General features: G+C 34.2%; 22 protein-coding genes. 5 read left to right on the forward strand and 17 right to left on the reverse strand.

Translation table 11 applies throughout. From position 1 onward, the window contains the following. The first annotated feature begins 81 nt into the window (after positions 1-81). Positions 82-498 carry a type II toxin-antitoxin system HicB family antitoxin gene (locus COB47_RS11605; protein ID WP_013291531.1) on the forward strand — a complete coding sequence of 139 codons (417 nt, stop codon included), beginning with the start codon at positions 82-84 and terminating at the stop codon, positions 496-498. Between the two features lie 98 nt (positions 499-596). Here COB47_RS11605 and COB47_RS11610 read toward each other — a convergent pair whose 3' ends face one another. The 3 genes from COB47_RS11610 to COB47_RS11620 form a co-directional block, all read right to left on the reverse strand. Beyond that, the gene (locus COB47_RS11610) at positions 597-1,442 is read right to left on the reverse strand and encodes a hypothetical protein (RefSeq protein WP_041742853.1); all 846 of its coding nucleotides are present in this window, start codon (positions 1,440-1,442) and stop codon (positions 597-599) included. Positions 1,443-1,521: 79 nt separating this feature from the next. Beyond that, the gene (locus tag COB47_RS11615) at positions 1,522-1,989 is read right to left on the reverse strand and encodes a hypothetical protein (RefSeq protein WP_041742598.1); all 468 of its coding nucleotides are present in this window, start codon (positions 1,987-1,989) and stop codon (positions 1,522-1,524) included. 69 nt (positions 1,990-2,058) lie between these two features. After that, on the reverse strand, positions 2,059-2,553 hold the full coding sequence (locus COB47_RS11620; RefSeq protein ID WP_237698918.1) for a hypothetical protein: 495 nt from the start codon (positions 2,551-2,553) through the stop codon (positions 2,059-2,061). Positions 2,554-2,951: 398 nt separating this feature from the next. Between COB47_RS11620 and COB47_RS11625 the strand changes: the two genes are divergently transcribed. Continuing rightward, complete coding sequence (locus COB47_RS11625) at positions 2,952-3,212, forward strand: stage V sporulation protein S (protein ID WP_013291535.1); 261 nt, start codon at positions 2,952-2,954, stop codon at positions 3,210-3,212. Between the two features lie 77 nt (positions 3,213-3,289). On the opposite strand, the gene COB47_RS11630 is transcribed toward COB47_RS11625, so the two are convergent. The 5 genes from COB47_RS11630 to COB47_RS11650 all read right to left on the reverse strand — a co-directional run bounded on the left by COB47_RS11630 (position 3,290) and on the right by COB47_RS11650 (position 11,455). Then, entirely contained in the window at positions 3,290-3,685 is a 396-nt protein-coding gene (locus COB47_RS11630) for a hypothetical protein (protein ID WP_013291536.1), read from the reverse strand. A 158-nt stretch (positions 3,686-3,843) separates the two neighbouring features. Continuing rightward, the gene (locus COB47_RS11635) at positions 3,844-6,894 is read right to left on the reverse strand and encodes an EAL domain-containing protein (protein ID WP_013291537.1); all 3,051 of its coding nucleotides are present in this window, start codon (positions 6,892-6,894) and stop codon (positions 3,844-3,846) included. Between the two features lie 73 nt (positions 6,895-6,967). Further along, the gene (locus COB47_RS11640) at positions 6,968-7,972 is read right to left on the reverse strand and encodes a WYL domain-containing protein (RefSeq protein WP_013291538.1); all 1,005 of its coding nucleotides are present in this window, start codon (positions 7,970-7,972) and stop codon (positions 6,968-6,970) included. Continuing rightward, the gene (locus COB47_RS11645) at positions 7,956-9,281 is read right to left on the reverse strand and encodes a WYL domain-containing protein (protein WP_237698919.1); all 1,326 of its coding nucleotides are present in this window, start codon (positions 9,279-9,281) and stop codon (positions 7,956-7,958) included. The genes COB47_RS11640 and COB47_RS11645 overlap by 17 nt, the downstream gene beginning before the upstream one ends. 164 nt (positions 9,282-9,445) lie before the next feature. Beyond that, entirely contained in the window at positions 9,446-11,455 is a 2,010-nt protein-coding gene (locus COB47_RS11650) for a methyl-accepting chemotaxis protein (protein ID WP_013291540.1), read from the reverse strand. A 174-nt stretch (positions 11,456-11,629) separates the two neighbouring features. On the opposite strand from COB47_RS11650, the gene COB47_RS11655 reads away from it, so the two are divergent. Beyond that, positions 11,630-12,628, forward strand: coding sequence for a CAP domain-containing protein (locus COB47_RS11655; RefSeq protein WP_013291541.1), 999 nt, complete (start codon positions 11,630-11,632; stop codon positions 12,626-12,628). A gap of 31 nt (positions 12,629-12,659) precedes the next feature. On the opposite strand, the gene COB47_RS11660 is transcribed toward COB47_RS11655, so the two are convergent. From COB47_RS11660 to COB47_RS11690, 7 genes are all read right to left on the reverse strand, one after another. Next, a complete protein-coding gene (locus COB47_RS11660) occupies positions 12,660-13,496 on the reverse strand; it encodes a fumarate hydratase (protein ID WP_013291542.1) in 837 nt (278 codons plus the stop codon). 36 nt (positions 13,497-13,532) lie between these two features. Beyond that, a complete protein-coding gene (locus tag COB47_RS11665) occupies positions 13,533-14,162 on the reverse strand; it encodes a CvpA family protein (protein ID WP_013291543.1) in 630 nt (209 codons plus the stop codon). A gap of 10 nt (positions 14,163-14,172) precedes the next feature. After that, positions 14,173-15,210 (reverse strand): hypothetical protein, encoded by a 1,038-nt coding sequence (locus tag COB47_RS11670; RefSeq protein WP_013291544.1) that lies wholly within the window; start codon positions 15,208-15,210, stop codon positions 14,173-14,175. Between the two features lie 18 nt (positions 15,211-15,228). Further along, positions 15,229-16,326, reverse strand: a complete 1,098-nt coding sequence (locus tag COB47_RS11675) for a SpoIIE family protein phosphatase (RefSeq protein WP_013291545.1) — start codon at positions 16,324-16,326, stop codon at positions 15,229-15,231. Positions 16,327-16,398: 72 nt separating this feature from the next. Next, positions 16,399-16,911, reverse strand: a complete 513-nt coding sequence (locus COB47_RS11680) for a DUF4446 family protein (protein ID WP_013291546.1) — start codon at positions 16,909-16,911, stop codon at positions 16,399-16,401. 91 nt (positions 16,912-17,002) lie between these two features. Next, positions 17,003-17,860 (reverse strand): ParB/RepB/Spo0J family partition protein, encoded by an 858-nt coding sequence (locus COB47_RS11685; protein WP_013291547.1) that lies wholly within the window; start codon positions 17,858-17,860, stop codon positions 17,003-17,005. Continuing rightward, positions 17,857-18,648, reverse strand: a complete 792-nt coding sequence (locus COB47_RS11690) for a ParA family protein (RefSeq protein WP_013291548.1) — start codon at positions 18,646-18,648, stop codon at positions 17,857-17,859. Before COB47_RS11690 ends, COB47_RS11685 begins: the two co-directional genes overlap by 4 nt. Positions 18,649-18,901: 253 nt before the next feature. Between COB47_RS11690 and COB47_RS11695 the strand changes: the two genes are divergently transcribed. Together COB47_RS11695 and COB47_RS11700 are read left to right on the forward strand one after the other, a co-directional pair. Then, positions 18,902-20,047, forward strand: coding sequence for a phosphate ABC transporter substrate-binding protein PstS family protein (locus COB47_RS11695; RefSeq protein WP_013291549.1), 1,146 nt, complete (start codon positions 18,902-18,904; stop codon positions 20,045-20,047). Positions 20,048-20,091: 44 nt separating this feature from the next. Next, on the forward strand, positions 20,092-21,732 hold the full coding sequence (locus COB47_RS11700) for an alkaline phosphatase (protein ID WP_013291550.1): 1,641 nt from the start codon (positions 20,092-20,094) through the stop codon (positions 21,730-21,732). 77 nt (positions 21,733-21,809) lie between these two features. Here COB47_RS11700 and COB47_RS11705 read toward each other — a convergent pair whose 3' ends face one another. Both COB47_RS11705 and rsmG read right to left on the reverse strand, forming a co-directional pair. Then, a complete protein-coding gene (locus tag COB47_RS11705; protein WP_013291551.1) occupies positions 21,810-22,652 on the reverse strand; it encodes a ParB/RepB/Spo0J family partition protein in 843 nt (280 codons plus the stop codon). A gap of 135 nt (positions 22,653-22,787) precedes the next feature. Further along, positions 22,788-23,504: a 16S rRNA (guanine(527)-N(7))-methyltransferase RsmG gene (gene rsmG / locus COB47_RS11710; protein ID WP_013291552.1), complete on the reverse strand. Its 717-nt coding sequence runs from the start codon at positions 23,502-23,504 to the stop codon at positions 22,788-22,790. Positions 23,505-23,545: the final 41 nt, after the last annotated feature.

A 23,545-nucleotide genomic window follows, 5' to 3' on the forward strand; every position in this document is an offset into this window, starting at 1 on the left:
TTAATAGCTGTTTGCAAAATGGTTGGTGTTTGAAGTGAATAGATGCTAATAATAACAATAATACTAAAAGGAGGTTAGACAATGGCAGATAAATATATTTTTCCTGCTATTTTTGAACCGGGTGAAAATGGTGGGTATTGTGTCACTTTCCCCGATTTGCCTGGTTGTATAACAGAAGGCAAAACTTTTGAAGAAGCTTTATACATGGCTAAAGAAGCTTTAGAATTGCATCTATATGGTTTAGAAGAAGATAACGAAGAAATACCAGAACCTACTCCACCTGAAAAGTTAGATGTCCCTAAAGGTGCTTTTATTGTTCCAATTATCGTTTATATGCCGCCTGTCAGAGAAGAAATGGCAAACAAAAGCGTAAACAAGACTGTGACACTCCCAAGGTGGTTAAATAAAGCTGCTGAAGAAGCTCATATTAATTTTTCTCAAGTCCTGCAACAAGCCTTAAAAGAAAAGCTTGGTATAAAAGAACGTTTGCAAGCTTAAAATGGGTAGAAAACATCCTCTTTTTTTACTTTAATTATCGAGTATGAAATTAAAAAAAGCTACAGCCGTTTGTTTAGCTGTAGCTTTTTTAACTTTAATTACTTTTCATCAAAATCATCAAACAAGTCTGAGATATCAAACTTTTCCGAGCTGTTTTCATCTTCATCCTCGAACTCTTCAAATAAATTACCTGTTTCAATTTTATCTTCATATTCTATGTTGTAGTACTCACACAAAAAATCGGCAACAGCAATGTTCAGGTCAAGCTCACCTATCTGGTCTGATATTGAAAATGGGTCAAGCATTTTCCATATAGTCTTGACATCTTTTTCCTTCTCGAGATGTTCAATGAAAATTTCAAGCCCTATTTTATCAAGCGCAAGAACAACTGTCTGCCCGGCTTTGACAGGCGATCTTTTGCTTGGCTTTGCAAGAAATACTTTTAGCAAAAACTCAACCGCCATCCTGTCCGCACTGGTTATGAATCTTTTTTTGCAACTCTTGCACTCTAAGTACGCCACATCTGCAAAGTTTATAAGCCCAAGCTTTGCAAGGTAACCTTCGTCCTGCCACTTGAGCTCAAGTTCATCTCCCCCACACTCAGGACAGATGCTTGGCTGCACAGTGGCTTTTACAAGGTTGTGGAAAAATTGATGGTCGCTTACTTCTGAAGATGTGTGTACATCTGAAAGCTTTTCAAGCCAGCATAAATTGGCATCACAAGCTTCATCCTTTTTGCTCTTTTTGTGCGGGCACAGACCAAAGTACAGCGGGCAGAATTTATAGTACAAAAAGTCTCTTATCCCGCCAAAGTTTATATATTCATCTTTCATGAGCTCTCTTATTGCCGCGTTTTCTGAAAGCTTCTTTTCAACAAAGTCAAGAACTGTTTGTCCTTCAGATGACTTTATTAAATTTTTGTTTTTATAATCTTTATTTTTCATAACAATACCAGCCTCTTTTTCAAAAAATAAGCTTTCATAATATTTATACCACTTTATAAAAGTTTTGAACACAGATTTTTCACTCAAAAATAGTCTCAATAGCTTTTTTAACAAACTCTACATCTTTTTCTGTCATACTTTTCAGTGGCTGAATGTCAAGAAGATAATCTCGCAAAAGCTTTGCAGTCTCGTCCTCTTCCTCTTCAATTGGTGAATACAAAACTTCTACGTTTCTTGCTGTCAAGCTCGTACCAATTTTGCTTTTCAAAAACACATTGCACTTTATTTTGCACTCCAAAAACTCTCTTTGAGAAAGTAAAATAAGCTCGCTTAAAGCCTCTGTGACATCTTTTGAAGAGTGTGCATAGTTTACTTTAAACTCTTTTATTTCTATTATTATATCATCTACTATGTCCTTTTGGACATTCAAATTCATGGATTTTAAAGTTTGAACAATTTTGTCAATAAATATCTCAAACACAGGTGACATCTGAGAAAATATGCCAATTTCAACATCATCAAACATGCACTTGAACAAGTTGAGCACCTGCTGAGAATAAAATGTAACTGTTACCTTCCTAATTTTCTATCCTCTCCTTTTAGGTCTATAACAATTCTATTTCTTGTTCAAATTTTCTTGAAAAGACAAAAGCTGTGAGAAATATATTATCTGGTTCTGGAAAAAGTCTTTTAAAATCTCCTTCAGGGGTGCAACAATGTGTTTTTTTTCAATAGGACTTACATATAAATCGTAATAATCAGGTCCTTTGAATACTATCTCAAACTCCTTGAAATTCTTTTTGAACTCTCTTTTCAGCTCATCAATGCTTCTTGCATAGACAATATTCATTGCAACATTATCTTCGTTTTCTAAAAGTTTTCTGTATGCATCGCATATATCAAATGGTACAAAGTCAGACATTGGAAAGTTTATATAAAGATCTTCAAATTGCTGATACAAAGCACATGGAATTATCATCTTTTCTTTATATTTTGCAATAATGCCATAGTAGCCCTCGCCAAGCCATACTATCGGAATCATATCGGTTGTGAGAAGCGCAAATACTTCTAAATTGTTGTTTGCTGCCCAGATTTTCATGGAATTTAGCATGCAAAGCACATCTTGAGCATATACAACGTGCAAAAATTCCTTGTAGAATGAATTTGCAACCTCAAAGCTTTTGAGCTGATTTTGAGAAGGCAGAGGTACTTTTATCTTTTCTAAAAGTTCATGTGTGTATATCCATTTGTTTTCTTGAACAATTGTATTTAAAAATTCTGAAAATGTTAAAATGTTCGAAAACCCCCTTGAACATTTTTCTAAAAAATTCTTATTTGAATTTTATTTTAGCCTAACTTATTCAAAATTACAAACGCTAAATTTAAATTTTATTCAACTTTGACTCTTGCAAAATTATACTTTTTTCCACTAAAATTTATATTGTATTAGTATACTTTTTGAAGTTTTTCTTTGTTACAAATCTAAAATCAATATGGAGGGGTGTTTGTATGGAAGTTTTAAAAGTTGCTGCTACATCAATGCCTCAGAAGGTTGCAAACGCACTTGCTGCAATTGTAAAAGAACAGGGTGAAGCAGAACTTCAAGCTGTTGGTGCATCTGCTGTAAATCAAGCTGTAAAAGCTATTGCTATTGCTCGTGGAAAGGTTGCTCCAAACGGAATTGACCTTTATGTAATTCCGGCATTTGCAGATATCATCATCGATGGTGAAAAGAAAACAGCTATCAAGTTTATTGTAAAGTCAAGATAAAATAAAAAAGGCAAATGGGCTGCTGCATTACTCTTAATTTTTAAATACGGCAGCCCATTTGTTTTATGCATTCACTCTTAATCACAACAAAAATTTATTTCAATTTTGCCATCATTGTTTACCTCAACCTTATTTATCTTTACTCCTTTTAAATTGCCAGTTAAAAGCTTCTGTGGATGTATTTCTAGTCTGTCTTTAAAAAGTTGTATGCCTTCAATCTTTTCTTCTTTCAGCTTTCCGAACAAAAAACCATATATAATTAGACTTTTAGAAGGATCAAAAAGTATTGAAAATCCATTTTGTACTGATGTTATGGTAAACTTTAAAGATATTTCGGGCAAAATGGCAGCGGGTTTTACCTTTACTGTTACCTCGTTTTTGTTGACCTCAACCTTTTTAATAACATCAGGCATATCAACATTTTTAAGAAGAATATCTACAAACTCTTTCACATCAAATACCATAAACCCCACTTGATAAATCCCCTCTTTTCAAAAAAGCTTTTTGCTTTTGTTTAAAGTTATATGTCACACCTATACATATTTTATATACCCACCATGGGAATTTAATAAAGTCAAATTTTTTGCGAAAAAAAAAACTACCTTGTCGGTAGCCTCTCTCGAAACTAAATTTACACAGTAATCTTTTTTGCCAATAAAAGCTTTTCAACTTCGGTTTTTGGCAGGGGTTTTGAAAACAGATACCCTTGTGCAAAGTCACATCCTACTTCCTTTAAAACCTCAAGCTCTTTTTTAGTCTCAACACCTTCTGCCACAACTTTAAGATCAATCTTGTGTGCCATCAAAACAATGCCTTCAACAATTGCTCTACTCTCTTTTGAACTCTCAATCTCCGAAATAAAACTCTTGTCTATTTTCACGCCACCAATAGGAAGTCTTCTCAAATAAATCAATGACGAATATCCCGTTCCAAAATCATCTATCATAAACTTTATCCCCATCTGACAGAGAAAACTCAATATTTTGAGTGATACATCAAAGTTTTCAACAGCACCTGTCTCTGTTATTTCAAATGAAATCTTTTGCGGGTCAACACTATATCGTTCAATGAGCTTTTTAACAACATCTATAAAAAACTTTGTTTTAAATTGTCGAACTGAGAGGTTTATAGCCATATGTAGATAGTCAATTCCTTTTCTCTCCCAATTTTTAAGGTCTGAAAAAGCTTTTTCTATAACCATTTCACCTATCTTTACTATAAGTCCGCTCTCTTCTGCAACAGGAATAAATTCAAGCGGTGATACCATACCTTTTCCTGGCAAGTTCCATCTCAAAAGTGCTTCAACAGAATGAATCTCCATGTCTTTTAAGTTTATAACCGGCTGGTAATAAAGTTCAAACTGGTCTTCTTCAATGGCTTTTTTGAGATTTTTTTCAATTCCAATTTTTTTAAGATTCTTCATAAGTATGAAAGGCATAAAAATCTGAAAGTCGTTCTTGCCATTGTCTTTTGCAGAAGATAATGCCATATCAACATTTCTAAATATTTCTTTGACGTTTTTACCGTCATCTGGATAAAATGATACTCCCATTGATGCTGAAGTAAAAAGATGTCTGTCTATACTTTCAATATAAATCTCGCTTTCAAAGATCTTAAGAAGCTGAGCACAAAACTCAATTACCTGCTCTTTTTTAGCAAGACCGTGCAAAATTACTGCAAATTCGTCACCGCCAACTCTTGCAAAAAATGTTTTAACCTCTAACTTCTTAAGATATTCTAAAACCTTTTCACCTATAGCTTTCAGATACTCATCTCCTGCTTCATGACCGTAAATATCATTTATGTCCTTAAAATTGTCAATATCTATGAGAACAACAGCACCTGTGCTCTTCTCAGTCTCGGTTTTTTTGAGCCAGTCTTCTAAAATTTCTTCAAAAAGCTTTCTGTTCGGAAGACCAGTCAGCGTATCATAGTAGGCAATATGCTCTATTCTGTCTTCATACTCTTTTTTTGCTGTCCAGTCAACACATACTGCAACAATTTTTTCAGGATTTTTTTGCTCATCATAATTTATATGTGCACGAATCGAAAGCCAGCGCCATCTGCCACATTTGTCTTTTACACGAAAATCCAGTTCAACATCCTCATCGCCTAAAAATATAGCATCCTGAAATTTTCTAAAAACCTTTCCCCTGTCATCCTCATGAAGATATTCAAGCCATACAAGTAAACTTTTTGTTGAGCAAATTATATCAACGTCAAAAGAGTCTTTCAGCTTACCATAAAGTTCTATCTTCTTTTGATTTATATCCAATTCAAAGATAAGGTCAGATACATTCTCAACCAGGAATTTATACTTTTCTTTCTCTTCCTGAAGCACTATTGAATTTTTATTTAATGTTTCCAAAGCGCTTATTAACTCTTCATTTGTCTGTTCAATCTCTTCATAGCTTTCTTCTAAAAGCCGCTGTGTCTTTTTTATCTGTGTTATATCAAGCCCTGTTGAAATAATCAACGGTTCATTCAAATACGGACTTTCGATAAGAGCATTGTTCCATAAAATCCACTTTATTTCGCCATCTTTTGTTATAATCTCATTCTCATGGTTATTTAAAATCTTCTCCTCGGCTATTTTCTTAAAAAGATTTTCCATATACTCGCGCTTGTGGGACGGTATAAAAATATCTACCCATTTTTTGCCCACGACCTCTTCACTTTTGTACCCCGTTAGCTGCTGGGCAAAATTGTTAAAGTAAATTATCTCTCCTTTTAAATTTAGCGTCAAAACAATTGCGTTCGCATTGTCAGCCAAAAGCTGGGCATAAATTTCGTAAGCTCTTTTTCCATGCTCAAGTCTTTTATTTATCTTTATCATGACCAATACTGTTATTGATACAGCAAAGAATATAATTGCCAGAATAAACAGGAAAGAGAATATTGTCTCTCTGTTTTTTCTCTCATAGTACTCAGGTGAATAGGTAGAAAAGTAGTTAAAATAAAGCTCGTCAAATATTCCTTTGTTTTCAAGATAATTCAATCTCTTATCGATATATGAAACAAGCTCTGGTCGTTTTTTACTTATACCAAATGCACTTTGGGTTGTGTATATATTCTTTATCTTTATTTCCAAGATATCTGAGAGATTATTCTTTATAATGAAATAATTGGCTATTTCTTGAGCCATTAAAGCAGCCTCAATTTTACCATTTGCAAGTGCAAAAATAAGATCTTCCACTGTCGGATATGTATTGTATATCTTTACATTTAACTTTTCTTTCAAAATATCTTCTGTATAATCTGACTTTAAAACACCTATTTTTAATTTTTTTAGATTTTCAAGTGAAACATTTTTTGAAAAACCTTTCTTTGTATAAAGTCCTACATGTCGTGTCAAGATTGGTTTTGAATAATATATATAATCTTTTCTTTCCTCCAACACAGCAACAGGAACTACCACATCGACTTGCCCTTTAACAAGCTTTTCGTAAACTCTGTGCCATTCGTCGCTCGAAAGTTTTACGTCAAATTTGTCTGGCTCAAACAAAATGTTAGCAAGGTCAATTGAAAATCCATATATACGTCCATCTGAGGTATACGAAAAAGGTGGATAGTTCTTGTCTACTTCCAATTTCACAACAGTTTTGCCGGCATATACAGGGGATATAAAAACCAATAACCACAAAACTGTAAATATAAAAAGGAAATATTTTTTATTTTTCATAAGCTATCTTCCTTCTTGCATGAAAGAATATAGACTTAATTCTAACAGATTATATACCCATTTTAAAGTAAATTTAAACCAAATCATTTTCAGTATATATCTTGAGTACATTTTTGACTCTTGCTACTATATGTTCTCTGATATGCTCCGGGTGTGTTACAACAACATTTTTGCCTAAATATAGTATCCTTGATATTATCTCTGCCTCTTCAAAGTTATAATAAAAGATTTTTATCTCATGTTTGTTTTTTTCTTTCAAAAATCGCGCACTTTTTTCAAAGGCTGAAAAAATGCAAAATGACTTTTCCAGAGCATTTCTGGTATTTTCAACTTCTAAAACTATAGGTTCTTTTGCCCTTGAGTTTTTTAAATATTCTTCATACTCTTTTAAAATCTTTTCTCTATCAAAATTGTCACTGTCATATCTGATGCCCTCAAGATTTTGAATTATACACTTCGAAAAGTTTTTTTGTTCAACAGAGTAAAATATGACATAGAACATATCATCCTTAAGTGAATATTGTATCTTAACAGGAATACCTTTGACTTCTTTAAAAATAATCCCATGTCTAGTTTTATATGTATATATCAATAGTTTTTTCTCAAGAATGCTCTTTATAATCATCTTTATCTTTGGTGATAATTCTTTTATATCTTCTCTGCTCAAAATCTTTGAATAGTTCTTGGGCACAATTATATTTGAATCAATCTGCGGCATAGTACTTTTTAGTCTTTCTATCTTCTTTATTGTATTTTCTTCTAAAAAAAGGCTTGCATATCTGCTTGACATAATAAATTTGAGCCACATTATCTCAAGGTTTGTGACATATGGCAAAATATCAGAGTTTATTCTAAGACTATACACCTTCTCATCTTGCTTTTTTAGTACATAGATATTTTTTTGATACCGCTTATTTTTAGCAAACAACCTTTTTTCAAGTTCAGGAAAATTACAGTTGTGTTTTGTGAGTATATCATATATTTCTTTTTGGGATATTTCCCCTTTTTTATAAGCTATATTTATAATCTCTTCTAAAGCCTTGTAAAAAGTACTCTTTAGTTCAAGAAAGACTTCCATAGTTTTTCAAAATCTCCTTCCACTCATTTATCATTTCTTCTTTAAGCTGTCTTGAAACTTCAGAATCTCCAATTATTACTGCTCTGTCGCCAAAACTTCTAAGCCATCCTTTGATTTCTTTTATGTTTGAAATCTCATATTCCACTTCAAAAAACTGGTTATCTGCCTTTGTTATTTTTGCATTTCTAAGTTCTCTTTTAACACGCGCAAGTACAAAGTTGTATGAAGAATCCTGCGGACTTTTAAACCTGATTTTTATCTTCTGAAATTTATCTTCTCTTTCCGGAATAGATACAAAAAAACATTTTTCTATAACATTTGAAACTTCCTCAATTTGCTGAGGGTCAAACCCTTCAGATAGAATCTCTATCTTTTCTGTTCGCCATGATGGCAGAGCCGATATCTCTTCTTCTTTTAAAACTAAAAAGTAGAACCTTCCAAGCTTTACATCATACACTATTCTTGCAGGTATACAAACAAATTCAATCTTCTGTTTTTTATTTCTTGGACAGTACAATACTTTAATCTTTTTGTTTGTCTGTGCTGCCTCTAAAAATTGCCATACAAGATTTTCTTCAAGGACATGGTGATGTGGAACGTAAGTAAACCAGAACATTCTTGCTACATCCTCTACAAATTCTCTTTCACCAAGTTCTAAAAGGTATTTTTCTAAACTTTCTTTTAAGTACCAGCCAGGTACACTCGGAACATGTGAGTTTATAAAAAATAAAACTGATATGTATATGTCTTTTATCTCATCTATAGAAAAATCTTTGAAGACATCTTTCACACATGAGCATAAAACATATTTCCTTTCAGATTTTAAATATCTGATTATACTTAGCTTTTCCATCTGTTTTAAAATTCTTTTTAAGCTGGATTCAATCTCTGAATCAGCTACTTCACATTCAAGCACTTCAGAAATTCTGTCAAGCAGCTGTGCAAGTAAAACTCCTCTTTCTTTTTCTAAATTAAATATCTGCAGTGTCAAGAAAAACAGGGTTGTCTTTAGAGCTGTTGATGTTTTTGAAAAATATAAGTTTACAAGTGGGTTTTCCACTTCTCTGAAAAAATCTTCAACAATACAGGGCAGTGTTTTTTTCCCTTCTCTTTCAGAAGATAAGTACTTGTCTTCTCCTAAAAATATTCTCATTCTTCTAAGTTCGTCATCAAACGTTCTTTTAGCTATGTTAAAGTTTTCTGCATCCTCTCTTGAATAACATCCATAAAGATAAACTATCCTTGAAAATCTTCTGAGTTTGTTAAAATCACTTACAAATGGATTGAACATAGCCACTTTGATATACACCTTCTTTATAACCTTTATCTACTGAAGAAAAATAAGCAATATAATTATATTATAACAAAAAAGCCCAGACAGTACAGACTGCCTGCGCTTTTGAATTCAGTATTATTTTTCGTGTGAAAATTTTGGACATCCCCATTCTTGACCCTTTCTTTTAAAAAATTTTTCTAATTTTTTCCCGGACCCATTGTTATTGAGGCAAGCTTCACAATTTCTTGATGTACATCTGAGAACTGATCAATTAACTTATCAACAGCTTTCTTCTGATTTTGGAAGATATCCCTTATAGACACGAGAGTTTTAAAGTATTGCGAAACATTTTGTGTCTGGACTTTGAGCACATTGTTTATTGTAAAAATCTTTTCCTGTTGACTTGTTACCTTGTCTATTACATTTTCTATTTTTGTTTTTATCTGCTGATTTGTTGTCTCAATTCTTGAAAGTGATTCTGCCGATTGTTTTGCAACCTTTACACCTTCCTTTACAATACCAAGAACATTTTCAAGTTTTCGGCTTGTTTTGTCAAATGCACAAAGCCCTGTTTCAATACTTTCTAAAGACCTTTTTGCAAGTTCGTTTGCTGACTGTGACAGTCTTGTAATCTCTGATGCTATTACTTCAAAGGCAGGAATGTCTCTTTTAGCTGCTTCGATTGATGCATTAAGAGCAATTATTTTTATCTTCTCAGCAAGACCTGAAATGTTTTGAGAAGTTCTTGCAATTTCTTTAAAATCATTTATTGCATTTTTTAAATCTTTTTCAACTTCCTTGATGGCTGAATTTACACTGTACATTTGATTTATAAGCATCTTTATAGCCTCTTGTTCTTTCAAAGTGGTAGTATACACTGTTGAAACTTCATTCTGTATCATCTTAAAAATGTCAAACATCTTTTGAATCTGATTTTCAAGTTCAGAAATCATATGTGTTGTTTGCTCAAATACCATCTTTTGATTTTCTGCAAGTGCTATTATCTCTTTTATCTGCTCACCTGTAATTTGACTTGTCCTTGCTGAATCTGAAGCTATTTTGTTTAATTTATCAATGTATTGCTGGGTTGTGCTTAGCGTCTGTTCAATATTTGTGGCATATGTGTTAACATTTTTTACCATTTTCATAAATTCGGTTGTCAAAAGTAAAATCTCATTGCTTGTGTTTTCATTCACACTTAACTGAATATCAAAGCTACCTTTTGAAACCTTCTTGGCACTTTCTGCAAGTTCCATGATAGGTTTTGTTATCCTGTTTGATACAAAAAGGCTTACCACGACAACAAGTATGAATGTCCCAAGTAAAAGCAGGACTGAAAACAACATAGACGCTTTTATAAAATTAGATGCAACCAAATTTTTGCTAATTATTGCTAAAACTCCAGCTGGTGTCATTTTCTCAGATCTTCTGATTGGCAATAACACATAATGATAATCACCTTTCGGTGTGCCAGACAGCATATATTCGTATTGACCAGATAGTATCGTTTTTAGTTTATCTCTGTCCAGTATTTGTTGACTTTTTGAAGACGAAATTGTTTTTTTAAAATCCTGTGAAAATACTGCAATATCCATTTTAGTAAGCTGCGATAGGTTATTGACAAATTTCTCATTTAGTTTATAAGCAACAATTATTGTACCAATAACTCTCATATTGTTTGCTGACATCTGTGTAACTATGTCAGAAACAGATTTTATATACACTGTAGCATTTTCACTTGTGACAGATGTGTATTTTAATCGTGCAAGCCCGCATTTTACTAAAAAGTCTTCTTTCATATCTTCCCCAAAATTAGAAAGCACATCGCTTCGACCAATAACTATCCCTTTTTCGTCTGTTACAATAATCTGATCTATCGAAAGCTCACTTGCAAGAGGCGAAATTATCTGAACAACTTTAAGATGATCTTTTCTGGCAACAGCTTCTCTCAACTGGGGATTGCTTGATATTAATATACTGTAGTCTTGTGACAGTTTGCAAAGCCGATTTATCTCTTGCAATGCAACCTTTTTTGCACTTTCTAATCTTGTTAGCATCTCCTTTTTTGCATCTTTTTGAATAAGCGATAAGGAAAATATGAGAAATGTTACAATAGGTATCAGAGAAATTATTATAAACCATGACATAATTCGAGTCTTTAAAGACCTCTTTGACAATCTGTTGAAGCTTTCTTTTATAAATTTCATCTTTTTTGCTAACCTCCCTTTACTCTTTTCTGCTTAGAATTTTACTTTATCTGTGTTAAAAAATAGTTTTAAATGTGTTAAATTGTTGTTAAAACCTTAAAATTTTCATTGAGATGCTCCTTTTCATGTGGTATTATTAAAATATCTTTTTATTTTCGGGGGTGTTTGATAAAAATGACAAATAAAAGGTTTTTCCTTTTGCGGTGGCTCTCTTTATTTATACTTGCAGCTTTTATAGTAAACCTTTCATTTTCTACTCACAGCAGCAAGGTTTTTGCTTTAAGTCAAAAGAATAAAAAAATTTATATGTTTTGTTCAAAAGCATATTTTGACAAAATATATAAAGATGTTAAAAAGTTAAATTTAAAAAGCCCTTTTAACTTTCCATTTTATGTGTCAGAAAATCCTTCTGATTTTTTCATAGCAGGTTTTGAAAAAGATAAACTTGTGTTTTACTACACAAATTCAAAGTGGATTAATTCAGTTTTTGGTATCAAAATTGGCTCTGCAGCTGACGCTGTAAAAAAATCCGGACTTTCTTTTATAAATAAGTTTGTAATTATAGATGGTAACACCACAACTACATATTTTGATGATGGTCTAAAATCGCTATATGATGTTTCAGTTATTAATAACTCATACTACCTTTTTATCATTTATGATAGGATTGTAAAACCTAATGTTGTATGCGGGATTTTTATGGTAAAAAAAAGTTTGTGGGATGAGTTTTTGTTAAAAAAACATTCCTTGACTTTCGATAAAAGCTCTGAACAAGATATTCTTTCATCATTTGAAAAACTTATGTTTATGCATTTAAACTCTATGAGAGCTTATCTGCAAAAACCATATTTTTCTTTTTCAAATGATATTGCAAAGATAGCAAAAACTCATTCACAAAACATGTCACAGTATAACTTTTTTTCTCATACTGATAACTCTGGAAAAACATTTTCTGATAGATTTTTATCTGCAGGAATTTTGTATAAAAAAATAGGTGAAAATATAGTAATGGGGACAAAACTTCTTCCCTTTTTTGCAAACCATCTGCTTTTCAATTCAGAAGGACACCGCAAAAATATTGAAGAGAACTTCGAAGTGGTTGGCATTGGATGTGCTATTGAAAAAAACTTCGATAATGTCTATTACACCCAGGACTTTGCTGTACTAAGATAAAAAAAGGGGCAGCTTTTGAAGTAGCCCCTTTTTATATTTGCACTGATACATGTCTTGCAACATGGCAGCATATATTCACAGCAACTGGAAGACCCGCAATGTGAGTTGGATACTCTTCTACAAACACATCCAGCACTGTTGTTTTTCCACCAAATCCCTCCGGACCTATCCCAAGCGCATTTATCTTATCAATTAACCTTTCTTCAAGCTGCGCTACATATCCTTTGCTATGTCTTTGTCCTATCTTTCTCAAAAGAGCTTTTTTAGATAAAAGAGCAGCAAGCTCAAATGTTCCTCCTATCCCGACACCTACTAAAATTGGCGGGCACGGGTCAGACCCGGCTTTTTTGACTGTCTCAACAACAAATCTTTCGATTCCTTCCACACCATCTGCTGGCGTGAGCATACAAAGTGCACTTTTGTTTTCGCTGCCAAAACCTTTTGGCATAAAATGTATTGTGATTTTATCTCCCGGCACTATGTCAAAGTGAATGATTGCGGGTGTGTTGTCGCCTGTGTTCTCTCTTTCGATTGGACTTTTCACCATTGACTTTCGAAGATAAAAATCTGTATATGCTCTTGAGACCGCTCTGTTTATTGCGCTTTTTATTGAACCTTGGACAAAAACATCTTCTCCAATGTCAACAAAAAACACTGCTGCACCTGTGTCCTGGCAGACAGGTCGCATCTTTTGCTGTGCCAAGGAGATGTTTTTTATAAGATTTTCAAGAGTATATCTTGCAATGCCGTGTTCCTTTTGATATGCATCTTTCAAGGCATTGACAACATCTTCTGGAAGAATACATACTGCTTTCTCAATAGCCTCATATACTTTTTGTTCTATGATATCCTCAGAGATTATTCGCATTTTTCATTTCTCCTTTTCTGAACTTAAAGTCATCAATCATAGCTTCAAATATTGCCTCATCAGCATCACTATAATGTTGTTTTCGTACAAAAACTCAGCAAACATAGAGGTTTTTATAACCTTCTGGGCTGATTTGAAGACTTCTGCATTTGGAAAGAAATATAAAATAGAAAAGGCTACATAGATTATTATAAGCGAAACGGCTGCACCTGCTGCAAATCCCAGAAAACCGTCTATCTGCCCAATCACAGGAACCTTTCTCATAAGTCCAAGCGCAGTTTTTATAAGGGTTATCACAATCTTTGTGACAATAAATATTAAAATCATCGCGATAAAATTTGCAAGCACAACTGCCGCTGCATCTTGCAAAGTCTTGTTTATGGCCTGGTTTGCCTCAAGTATCGCCCCTTTGAAAAACTCTGGCACGCTCGGCAAAATATCTTCTCTTATCACAACCTTCTGCCTCACAAAATTGTATATTGCTTCTTTCAAAGGGGGTGATGAGAGGATTGCTACGCTTATGTACTTGTATCCCCACACTGCAACAAACCATGATATTATGTAAGACCCGATGTCAAAGACCATTCTAAGTATCCCCTTTTTGTAACCAATCCAGCTACCAGCCAAGATTACAATCAAAACCACCAAGTCTGCTGTGTTTGGCATGTGAACTCCACTACCACCTTTCTTGATAGCATTCTATTCTATCACTAAATATATAGTACAACTTGTCTTGGCTTAGAACAGCTTTCACAAAACCAAATGATGAAACCTTAAGCAGCTTTATTTTGTTTAGATTCAAAGAATAAAGTATAACGTCGTTGCCTTTTGATAATACTATCTTATCGCTTGATGCGTATATCCAGTCGAAAGGCTCTATGTTTTTTAGCAAAAACCTTTTTGTAAGCTTGTTGTAAACAAGAATCTCATCTTTGCCAACCAGAATGTCTGGATTCCCAACAGCTGGTTTTGGCTGTGTACCAAACTTGAATGTCCTTTGCTTTTTCTTGAGATCCAAATCATATACATCGATAACCCGTCCATTCCATATCAGAATGTGATTATCTATTATAAAAAACCTTTTGCTATTTGAAAAGCTTGGTGGTAGCACCTTTGACATATAAACTCCTCTTTTGTCTATGTATGAGATTGCAATATCGTTTGTATCTGTACTTTTTAAAAGAGCTGCTGCAAAATTATCCGTCAGGTCGTAGTCTATAACCTTTTCTTTGAACTTTGCTGAGAAGATGATGTTTTGATTTTTGTCATAGCATATCAAATAATTATCATCATTATCTGCAATATGTACCAATACCCTGCTGTTTTTCACCTTCACGCTTTTTATGGGCACAGGATAGAGTATGTCCTTTTGCCCCGAATTTGTTATTATATGCAGGTATTTGCCTTCTTCAACATATGCAACAGCTATATTGCCGTCAGAAAATCCTTTGTGGTTCTGATACGCGATATTTACCCATTTTATAGCACTTTTGCTGACAATTCCAATTTTGCCTCGATATATGACTGCAAGGCCGTCTTGCAACGGAAGAACATCCTCATAAAATTTTATGTTCGGATATGTTTTTACATATTCAAACTTCAAAAATATATATGGATTTACAAATTCAATCCCATAAACATTTAAGCTGAGTATTACTGAAATTATCAGGACAAGTATAATCAAAAATTTATATAAGAATCGTATCAGCTTCATCTTCATTTCCCACTCTTTTTACATCTTTTCAATCATCAAAACTGCAATGTCATCGTCTATGTCAGAGACAAAATTTCTCACGTCTCTTATCAAAAGCTCTGTGTTGATGTTCTTAATGCTCAGTATTCTTTTTATGAGCCTCTTTTTGCCATACATTTCGCCCTGCTTGTTTTTGCTCTCAATAAGTCCATCAGAATAAAATATGAGTTTGTCGTGTTTCTCCAGCACCACCTCTTTCATCTCAAACCCCTGTTCAAGGTCAATTGAGGCAATGGGCTGACCTCTCATAGAAAACATTTTGACCTTCTTGTTTGCCTTGACCAAAATTGGTTCTGTTACATGCCCGGCACTTATCATTGTAACCCTGCCACTTTGTTTTTCTAAGATACCAAGCACTATTGTAATATATATCTCATTTGGAAAGTTCATCTCTATAAAATCTAAAAGAACACCCTTCATTATCTCCTGGGCACTTGAGTTTATGTAAGTATGAGCATTTTTAATGATGCTTTGCTTGACAAATATTGTTACCATTGAAGCCAAAAGTCCATGCCCTGCAACATCTGCAACATAGAAAACTATTCTGTCGTCTATGCTAATGACATCCAAAAAATCTCCGCCAAGCCTTTCGCATGGCTTGTAAGTGTATGTAATTCTGTATCCTTCAATCCTTGGTATAACCGGAAGAAGTGACTGCTGAAGCCTCTTTGCAAACTCCAAGTCGCGCTTTAAGAACTCGTTTTGCCGCCTGAGCCTTTCTTCAATCTTTCGCTGCTCTGTAATATCTCTGAAGACCTCAACAGTGCCAATCACTTTGCCATCCTCGCTGTGAACTGGCGAGCTTATGACATAGTAGAACTTGTCCTTGTGCTGCGCATACTTCATAAATCTTGTGTTTTCTCTCATCGCTCTTACTGCTATGCAGTCATCGCACCGCGAATCTTTGCAAAAAAGTTCATAGCATTTTTTGCCTGTCTGATCTCCAAATTCTTCTTTCATCTTTGTGTTGCAAAACACAACAACCCCATCTATATCAATGACCCTGACAAGGTCAAGCATTCCATTTAAAATGCTCTCATAAAAACTTTTGGTAAACTCAATTTTATTGTTCTCCACTTCTCTTTCCTGCCAATGAAAGCTTCTTTAAAGCATCACTGGCAGGTGCCCTCCCTTCTTTTGTGATGAGCTTTACTCTTTAATCTCCTTTGAAATATAGTTTTTTCTTGCAATGTCAATTGCCTGCATCTCTTCAGCAGAAAGCGGGTACTTAGAAAGTCCATTTTCAATGGGTTTTGCATATACACTACATCCCTCTCTTGAATATATACTGTTTATCACAACCCCAGTATCAAACTCGTCAAGAAGCGCCAAAGCAAAGCTGAGCTTGCTACCAACATTCTCAAATGCATCATACCTGACAATACCAACCTTTTTTATGCACAGCTTTGCATTTTCGCTCAATACCCTGTGACTCTTTGTTAAGGCTTTGAGTACCTCTTCAAAGTATTCAACTTTTTCATTTGTCAGCTTTATGATCTCCTCCAAGCTTTTGAAATCCTGGTTTGATGTAAGGTCAAGAAACCTTCTTTTAAGACTCCTATTCTTTGCAAGTTCTATTAAAAGTGCAAGAAAAAGCACCATGTTGAGAACAAGAAAAAAAATGACTATCTCAGATGCATATGTAGTGATATAACTTCTCATATATTTTCCCCCTCGACATTTTACTATTTGCTACTGTTCAAAATGTTCCACGTGGAACATTCCGATGATGAATTTTTGATATCAAAGCACTTTATGGCATGAGAATAGAGACTATCTTTTCAAGCTCTTCATCTGATGAAAATTCTATTTCGATTTTTCCTCTATTTTTCTTTTTCTGAATCTTAACTCTCAAGCCAAACAGTTTCATAAGGTTTTCTTCAATCTCTCGAATTATCTCACTTTCAAGCTCAAATTCCTTTTTATCTTCTCTTGATTTTACTATCTGCTCAAGCTCGCGTACGCTCAAATTTTTTTCAACAACTAGCTGGGCAAGCTTATTCCTTTGCTCCTCATCCTCAACCGAAAGCAATACCTTTGCATGCCCCTCAGAAATTTTACCTTTTATTATAAGATCAATGATCTGCTCGCCAAGGTTTAAAATGCGAAGAGTGTTTGCAACCTTTGAGCGTGAAATACCAAGCCTTCTTGCAAGCTCCTCTTGGGTATACCCAAACTCATCCATAAGCCTTTTGAAAGCAAGAGCCTTTTCGTACGGATTTAGGTCTTTTCTCTGGATATTCTCTATAAGAGCTATCTCAAGAGGATTTTCGTACTCCTTTATAATACACTTTACCTTTTCAATACCAGCTATCTTGCAAGCTCTCAGTCTTCTCTCACCGGCAATTAAAACATATTTATCTCCCTTTTTTTGCACAACAAGAGGCTGTATAAGCCCAACACTTTTAATTGAGCTTGCAAGCTCCTCTATTTCCTCTTCATTGAATACCTTTCTTGGCTGATTTTCTGAAAGCTCTATCAACTCAATATTAATCTCTTCAATCTTCTCAATATTTTCCTTGTCGTCAAAGCCTGCCTCAAACTCTTTTTCAGAGCTACTTATCTCATCCCCAAACAGGGCGTCAAGCCCTCTTCCAAGCCTCTTTTTCATTTATTTGCACCTCTTGACAAACTATTTTCTATCCTATTTATGTATTCTTCGGCAAGCTCTATGTAGGCCTTTGCACCTTTTGAGTCAGGGTCATAAATTATCCCTGGAAGACCAAATGAAGGTGCTTCCGATAGCCTTACATTTCGTGGTATTACGCTCAAAAAGACCTTTTGTCCAAAATACCTTTTTACTTCCTCAACAACCTCTAAAGAAAGGTTTGTTCTTGAATCAAACATGGTAAGAACAACACCATCAATCTCTAAGCGTTTGTTCAGGTGTTTTCTTACAAGTGATATTGTATTAGAAAGCTGAGAAAGCCCTTCCAAAGCATAGTATTCGCACTGGATGGGAATTATAACAGAGTCAGCAGCCACCAAAGCATTTAAAGTCAAAAGCCCCAGAGAAGGTGGACAGTCAATAAAGATGTAATCATATTCAACCTTTATTTTTTCGATAGCATCTTTCAATCTTAACTCTCTTGCAATCATAGATACAAGCTCAATCTCAGCACCTGCAAGGTTCACATTAGCAGGAAGAACGCTCAAGTTTTCAAATTTGTTTTTTATAACAGCTTCTTCAGCTGAGCAGCTGCCAATCAAAACATCATATGTAGTTCTTGTAAGAGATTTCTTGTCAATTCCAAAACCACTTGTGAGATTGCCCTGTGGGTCACAGTCAACTGCTAAAACCTTTTTTCCTATCTTGCTAATTGCTGCAGATAAATTTACACAGGTTGTTGTTTTCCCAACACCACCTTTTTGGTTGACAATCGCAACAATTCTTGCCATCTTCAACTTCCCGCTTTGAGTTTTTTAATTAAATTATATCACAAGAATGTTCCACGTGGAACATTTGATTAACATTTTATTTTATCAATATAATTTTCCATTATCTTTTTTAACATATTTAACACACATTTAACATCTTCTTTATCTAAATTTAACACATAATAAACAAACTTTTAACATGATTTTAAAAAAAACTAAACATTTATGGACTATATTAAAAGGTGAAAAATAAGTTTTAGGAGGGGTAACAAACATGAAAAAGAATTTTTTCAAAACTATTTTCGCTATTGCGCTTTTGGTTTCTTTATTTTTAGTCTTCAACCTTTCAGCCACTATTTCTTATTCCCAAAGTTTGATGGTAAAGTCAAAATCGCTTCCAGAAACAATCACACAAAAACAGATTGTAATTACATTTTCAAATGATATCACAAAAGGGTCAAATTTTGATAAGATAACTCTTGTTAAAAACAAAAAATCCAAGGTACAATTTTCTGCACAAATTTTTAACAATAAACTTGTAATATCGATTAAAGAAAATCTTTCTCCAAAAGCACAATATATTCTGAGCATTCCCCAAAATGCCGTAAAGTCTTCAAATGGTCAGGCAAACTCATCTCTTAAGTTTACATTTGTTCCTCAGAGCTATTCATCAAATCTATCAGGAAGAATTATGATTGCTGGTTCAACATCTGTTCAACCGCTTGCTGATGAACTTGCAAGATATTTTATGCAAATTTATCCAAAAGTATCAATTGAAGTCCAGGGTGGAGGTTCATCTGTTGGAATCAAGTCTGCAATCCAAGGAATAGTTGACATAGGTACATCATCAAGAGAACTGACAGAAGATGAATCAAAACAGCTAAGTTCTAAAGGCTGGCAGGAAGTTAAAATTGCAGAAGACGGAATTGCAGTGATTGTTCATAAGTCAAACCCAGTTTCTAATTTGACAATTGACCAAATTAGAGATATATTCTCCGGTAAAATTAAAAACTGGAAAGAAGTTGGTGGAAAAGATGCAAAGATTGTTGTTGTCACAAGAGAAGAAGGTTCAGGCACAAGAGGAGCTTTTGAAGAGATTGTTATGGGAAAATCTACAAAGATAACAGACTCAGCGATTGTTCAGCCTTCAACAGGTGCAGTCAAAACAACAGTAAGTCAGGATGAAAATGCAATAGGTTTTATATCCATAGGTGTGCTTGACAACACAGTCAAAGGTATAAAGGTTGATGGGGTTGAACCAACAGAAAAGAATGTTAAACTTGGAAAATATAAAATTAAAAGACCTTTCCTGTTCCTGCTTTCCAAAAACCCAAGCAAAGTTACAAAGGCATTTGTTGATTTTGTTCTCTCTGATGAGGGTCAGGCAATAGTTGCTAAAAATTATATATCTGTGAAGTAAGTGTTATAGTTAAATAATTTGTCATGAGGAGGTTTTATAAAGATATGAAAAGATTTTTAATGCATAGAAAAAACATAATTGTCTCTTTTCTTTTGATACTTTGCCTAATTTTATCAACCTTAGCATTTGCACAGCAGGATGAGCCAAATAGTCAAAAGGTTAAAAATGTTATTTTAATGATTCCAGATGGTATGACAATTTCTCACACAAGTCTTGCACGCTGGTACCAGGATGGAGAACCTCTCTCAATGGATGAAATTGCATGTGGACTGATAAGAACACATTCAGCAAACAACCCAATTACAGACTCAGCACCAGCTGCAACAGCTTATGCAACAGGGTTTAAAACTCAAAACAGATACCTTTCAATATATCCTGAAATGGTTTCAATGCCTGGTGTAGGTCAGGTTGATGAAAAAGATTTTTATAAACCAATTGTGACTATCTTAGAAGCTGCCAAGAAGGTTGGAAAGGCAACAGGGCTTGTTTTCACATGCCAGTTCCCACACGCAACACCTGCTGCGTTTGCATCACATTCAGATAACAGAAATGATTATGAGAATATAGCCGAGCAGATGGTTTACAATCAGGTTGATGTGGTGTTTGGCGGTGGTTATAGATACATTGATAAAAATCAGAGAAAAGACAATGAAGATTTAGCAGGATACCTAAAAGAAAACGGCTTTTTTGTAACACCAAGCTGGCATGAAGCAAAAAACTTTTATGGACAGAAAATCTGGGGGCTTTTTGCGCAGGATGCAATGCACTACGATTTTGACAGAAACGGGTCAGGTGAGCCGTCTTTGGCTGAAATGACTCAAAAAGCTATTCAACTTCTTTCTAAAAATAGAAACGGATTTTTCTTGATGGTGGAAGGCAGTGAAATTGACTGGGCATCACACGCAAACGACCCTGTTGGAGTCATTTCAGATGTTCTTGCATTTGACAGGGCTGTGAAAGTTACACTTGAATTTGCAAAATCAAGAAATGATACAGCAGTGATAATTGCACCTGATCATAGCAATGGTGGTATGAGCATAGGAAATTATTCAACAAAGTATGATACAGCAATGCTAAATGATTTTTTGAAATATATCAAAAAAGCAAAAAGAACAGGGGCTGGAATAGAAGAACTTTTGGGTAACAACAAAACAGATGAGAATATTAAAAAAATAGTGTCTGAATATTATGGAGTAGATAATCTGACACAAGATGAAATAAACGCTATTAAAAATGCAAAGACAGGAGAACTCAACTATGTGCTCGGACCAATTATCAGCAAAAGGTCAAACCTCGGCTGGACAACAAACGGTCATACAGGTGACGATGTAGTGTTATATGCATATCATCCAAACAACTATATACCAAAAGGAGCAATTGACAATACAGAGATTTGTGATTATATGGCAGAAATCCTTGGCATCGATCTTGGAAACTTTAATGAAAACGCATATATCTCAAACATTGACTTAGAGGAAAAAGGGTATAATGTCTCTATTGATACAAGCAATCCTTCAAATGTCCAGTTTGTGATAAGTAAAGGAAATAAGACATACATTATTCCACAAAATAAAAATGTGGTATTAGAAGGTTCTAATCAGTACAGGGTAAAATACGTAAGCGTGTATATTCCAACAGCTAAAAGGTTTTTTGTATCAAGTGAGGTTGAAAATTTGATTAAATAACTAATTTCTTGCAATTTAAAATATAGCCGCTCAAGAACTTGAGCGGCTTTTACCTTGAAAAAAAGTACCTCCTCTTTTTATGAGGAGGTCTGCGGGGATTTTTTATTTATTCTAACGATTATTTCGTAGTATGCGTCAGTTGTAATTTCTTTTATATCATAATTTATATCAGTTTTTTGAAATAATTTCAAGGCTTTTTTTATGGTATTATATACCACCCTACAATCATTCATTGAAACCTTTATAACTTTTCCTGTTTTCAAGCTTTTTTTGTTATTCAAATACTCTGTTATAAGCCTTTCTGTTTGCGAGACTGTAAGCCCACCCTCAATTATTCTTGATAGAACGTTTCTCATATCCTCTTCTGACTCAAGTCTCAGAAGCGCCCTTGCATGACGTTCAGAAAGACCATGTTCACGCACAGTCCATCTTACATCAGCTGGAAGCTGGAGTAGCCTTATCTTGTTAGCAATTGCAGACTGGGTTTTACCTACTCTTTTTGCAATTTCAACCTGAGTAAGTCCAAACTCATCAGCAAGCTGTTTATATCCTTGAGCCTCTTCAAAAAAGTCAAGGTCCTGCCGCTGGATATTTTCTATTAGTGCTAAAATTGCACTTTCAATATCAGTCACATTTATAATAATAGCCTTTATTTTGCTATACCCTAAATGCTTGAACGCTCTCAGTCTTCTCTCTCCGGCAATAAGATAATAAAACTCTCCTTTTTTTCTCACAATGATTGGTTGCAATAGCCCGTAAGTTTTAATAGACAGTGCCAGCTCTTCAATAAGCTTTTCATCAAAATTACTTCTTGGCTGATACGGATTTGGCAAAACCTTTTCAACCGGAATATCCTCAATAGAATACAATTCCTTTTCAATATCAGCCTTGTTTGTCTGGCGTATCAAAAGCGAAAACAATTTTTTCCCCTTCCTTTATATTACATTTATTAACTAAATCTATTTATTATATTCTATCCTCCTTTTAAAACTCCTTCTTTTTATTTCAATATTTTTCAGACATTTTCATGCAGAATATTACAAATTCTTATATTCTCAAAGTGGTTTTTTTATAATCTGCTTTGTATTTCTGGGGAAATTAGATGGTGTTTGTCGTATTTTTTTTATCATAACAATGCTTCTTTTCTCATCAGAAAATGGAAGTACAAATTTTTCTACGCGATAAATTTTCCCCCCCAGAAGTTCAACAGCATTTGAAGCTGAATTTATTTCATCCTCACACTCATACCCTTTTTGAGCCAAAAATACACCACCTGTTTTCAGTAGCGGCAGTGCATATTCACACAGGACATTTAAGCTGTCAACCGCTCGTGCAAACACAAAATCAAACCTTTCTCTGAATTCTTCTTTCTTACCCAAAACCTCTGCTCTTTCACAAACAACATTTACACTCGAAATTCCCAGCATCTTTACTGCCTCAGTCATGAAATTGCATTTTTTCTTGTTTGAGTCATTAAGAAACATATTCATGTTTGGCATTGCAATTTTTATGAAAATTCCTGGTGCACCAAACCCAGAACCAATATCAATGGCAACAGGGTTTTGGTTTGAGCATTCCTCTTCAACAAACTTAATCAAAGATAACGAGTCAGCAATATGCTTTAGAACAAACTCTTCTTCATCCTCTATAGCTGTAAGATTAAAAAGCTTGTTTTTTTCAAGTACAAAATTCATAAACTTAATAAAAAGTTGTTTAACAACCAGAGGATTTTTTATTCCATAATATTCTACTACTCTATCTAAAAGATCCATCTTGCAATTCCCCTCTTAAAATTAAGGTTTCCCAAGAACAA

Source organism: Caldicellulosiruptor obsidiansis OB47 (assembly GCF_000145215.1).
Lineage (GTDB): Bacteria > Bacillota > Thermoanaerobacteria > Caldicellulosiruptorales > Caldicellulosiruptoraceae > Caldicellulosiruptor > Caldicellulosiruptor obsidiansis.

What these genes read in the sequence shown, in the direction of transcription:
- COB47_RS11670 (WP_013291544.1), bottom strand. Translation starts at nt 15,210, where the DNA reads ATGAAGCTGATACGATTCTTATATAAATTTTTGATTATACTTGTCCTG.
- COB47_RS11640 (WP_013291538.1), bottom strand. Translation starts at nt 7,972, where the DNA reads ATGGAAGTCTTTCTTGAACTAAAGAGTACTTTTTACAAGGCTTTAGAA.
- COB47_RS11635 (WP_013291537.1), bottom strand. Translation starts at nt 6,894, where the DNA reads ATGAAAAATAAAAAATATTTCCTTTTTATATTTACAGTTTTGTGGTTA.
- COB47_RS11610 (WP_041742853.1), bottom strand. Translation starts at nt 1,442, where the DNA reads ATGAAAAATAAAGATTATAAAAACAAAAATTTAATAAAGTCATCTGAA.
- COB47_RS11650 (WP_013291540.1), bottom strand. Translation starts at nt 11,455, where the DNA reads ATGAAATTTATAAAAGAAAGCTTCAACAGATTGTCAAAGAGGTCTTTA.
- COB47_RS11695 (WP_013291549.1), top strand. Translation starts at nt 18,902, where the DNA reads ATGAAAAAGAATTTTTTCAAAACTATTTTCGCTATTGCGCTTTTGGTT.
- COB47_RS11680 (WP_013291546.1), bottom strand. Translation starts at nt 16,911, where the DNA reads ATGAGAAGTTATATCACTACATATGCATCTGAGATAGTCATTTTTTTT.
- COB47_RS11700 (WP_013291550.1), top strand. Translation starts at nt 20,092, where the DNA reads ATGAAAAGATTTTTAATGCATAGAAAAAACATAATTGTCTCTTTTCTT.
- COB47_RS11620 (WP_237698918.1), bottom strand. Translation starts at nt 2,553, where the DNA reads ATGCTAAATTCCATGAAAATCTGGGCAGCAAACAACAATTTAGAAGTA.
- COB47_RS11665 (WP_013291543.1), bottom strand. Translation starts at nt 14,162, where the DNA reads ATGCCAAACACAGCAGACTTGGTGGTTTTGATTGTAATCTTGGCTGGT.
- COB47_RS11625 (WP_013291535.1), top strand. Translation starts at nt 2,952, where the DNA reads ATGGAAGTTTTAAAAGTTGCTGCTACATCAATGCCTCAGAAGGTTGCA.
- COB47_RS11605 (WP_013291531.1), top strand. Translation starts at nt 82, where the DNA reads ATGGCAGATAAATATATTTTTCCTGCTATTTTTGAACCGGGTGAAAAT.
- rsmG (WP_013291552.1), bottom strand. Translation starts at nt 23,504, where the DNA reads ATGGATCTTTTAGATAGAGTAGTAGAATATTATGGAATAAAAAATCCT.
- COB47_RS11660 (WP_013291542.1), bottom strand. Translation starts at nt 13,496, where the DNA reads ATGCGAATAATCTCTGAGGATATCATAGAACAAAAAGTATATGAGGCT.
- COB47_RS11655 (WP_013291541.1), top strand. Translation starts at nt 11,630, where the DNA reads ATGACAAATAAAAGGTTTTTCCTTTTGCGGTGGCTCTCTTTATTTATA.
- COB47_RS11685 (WP_013291547.1), bottom strand. Translation starts at nt 17,860, where the DNA reads ATGAAAAAGAGGCTTGGAAGAGGGCTTGACGCCCTGTTTGGGGATGAG.
- COB47_RS11690 (WP_013291548.1), bottom strand. Translation starts at nt 18,648, where the DNA reads ATGGCAAGAATTGTTGCGATTGTCAACCAAAAAGGTGGTGTTGGGAAA.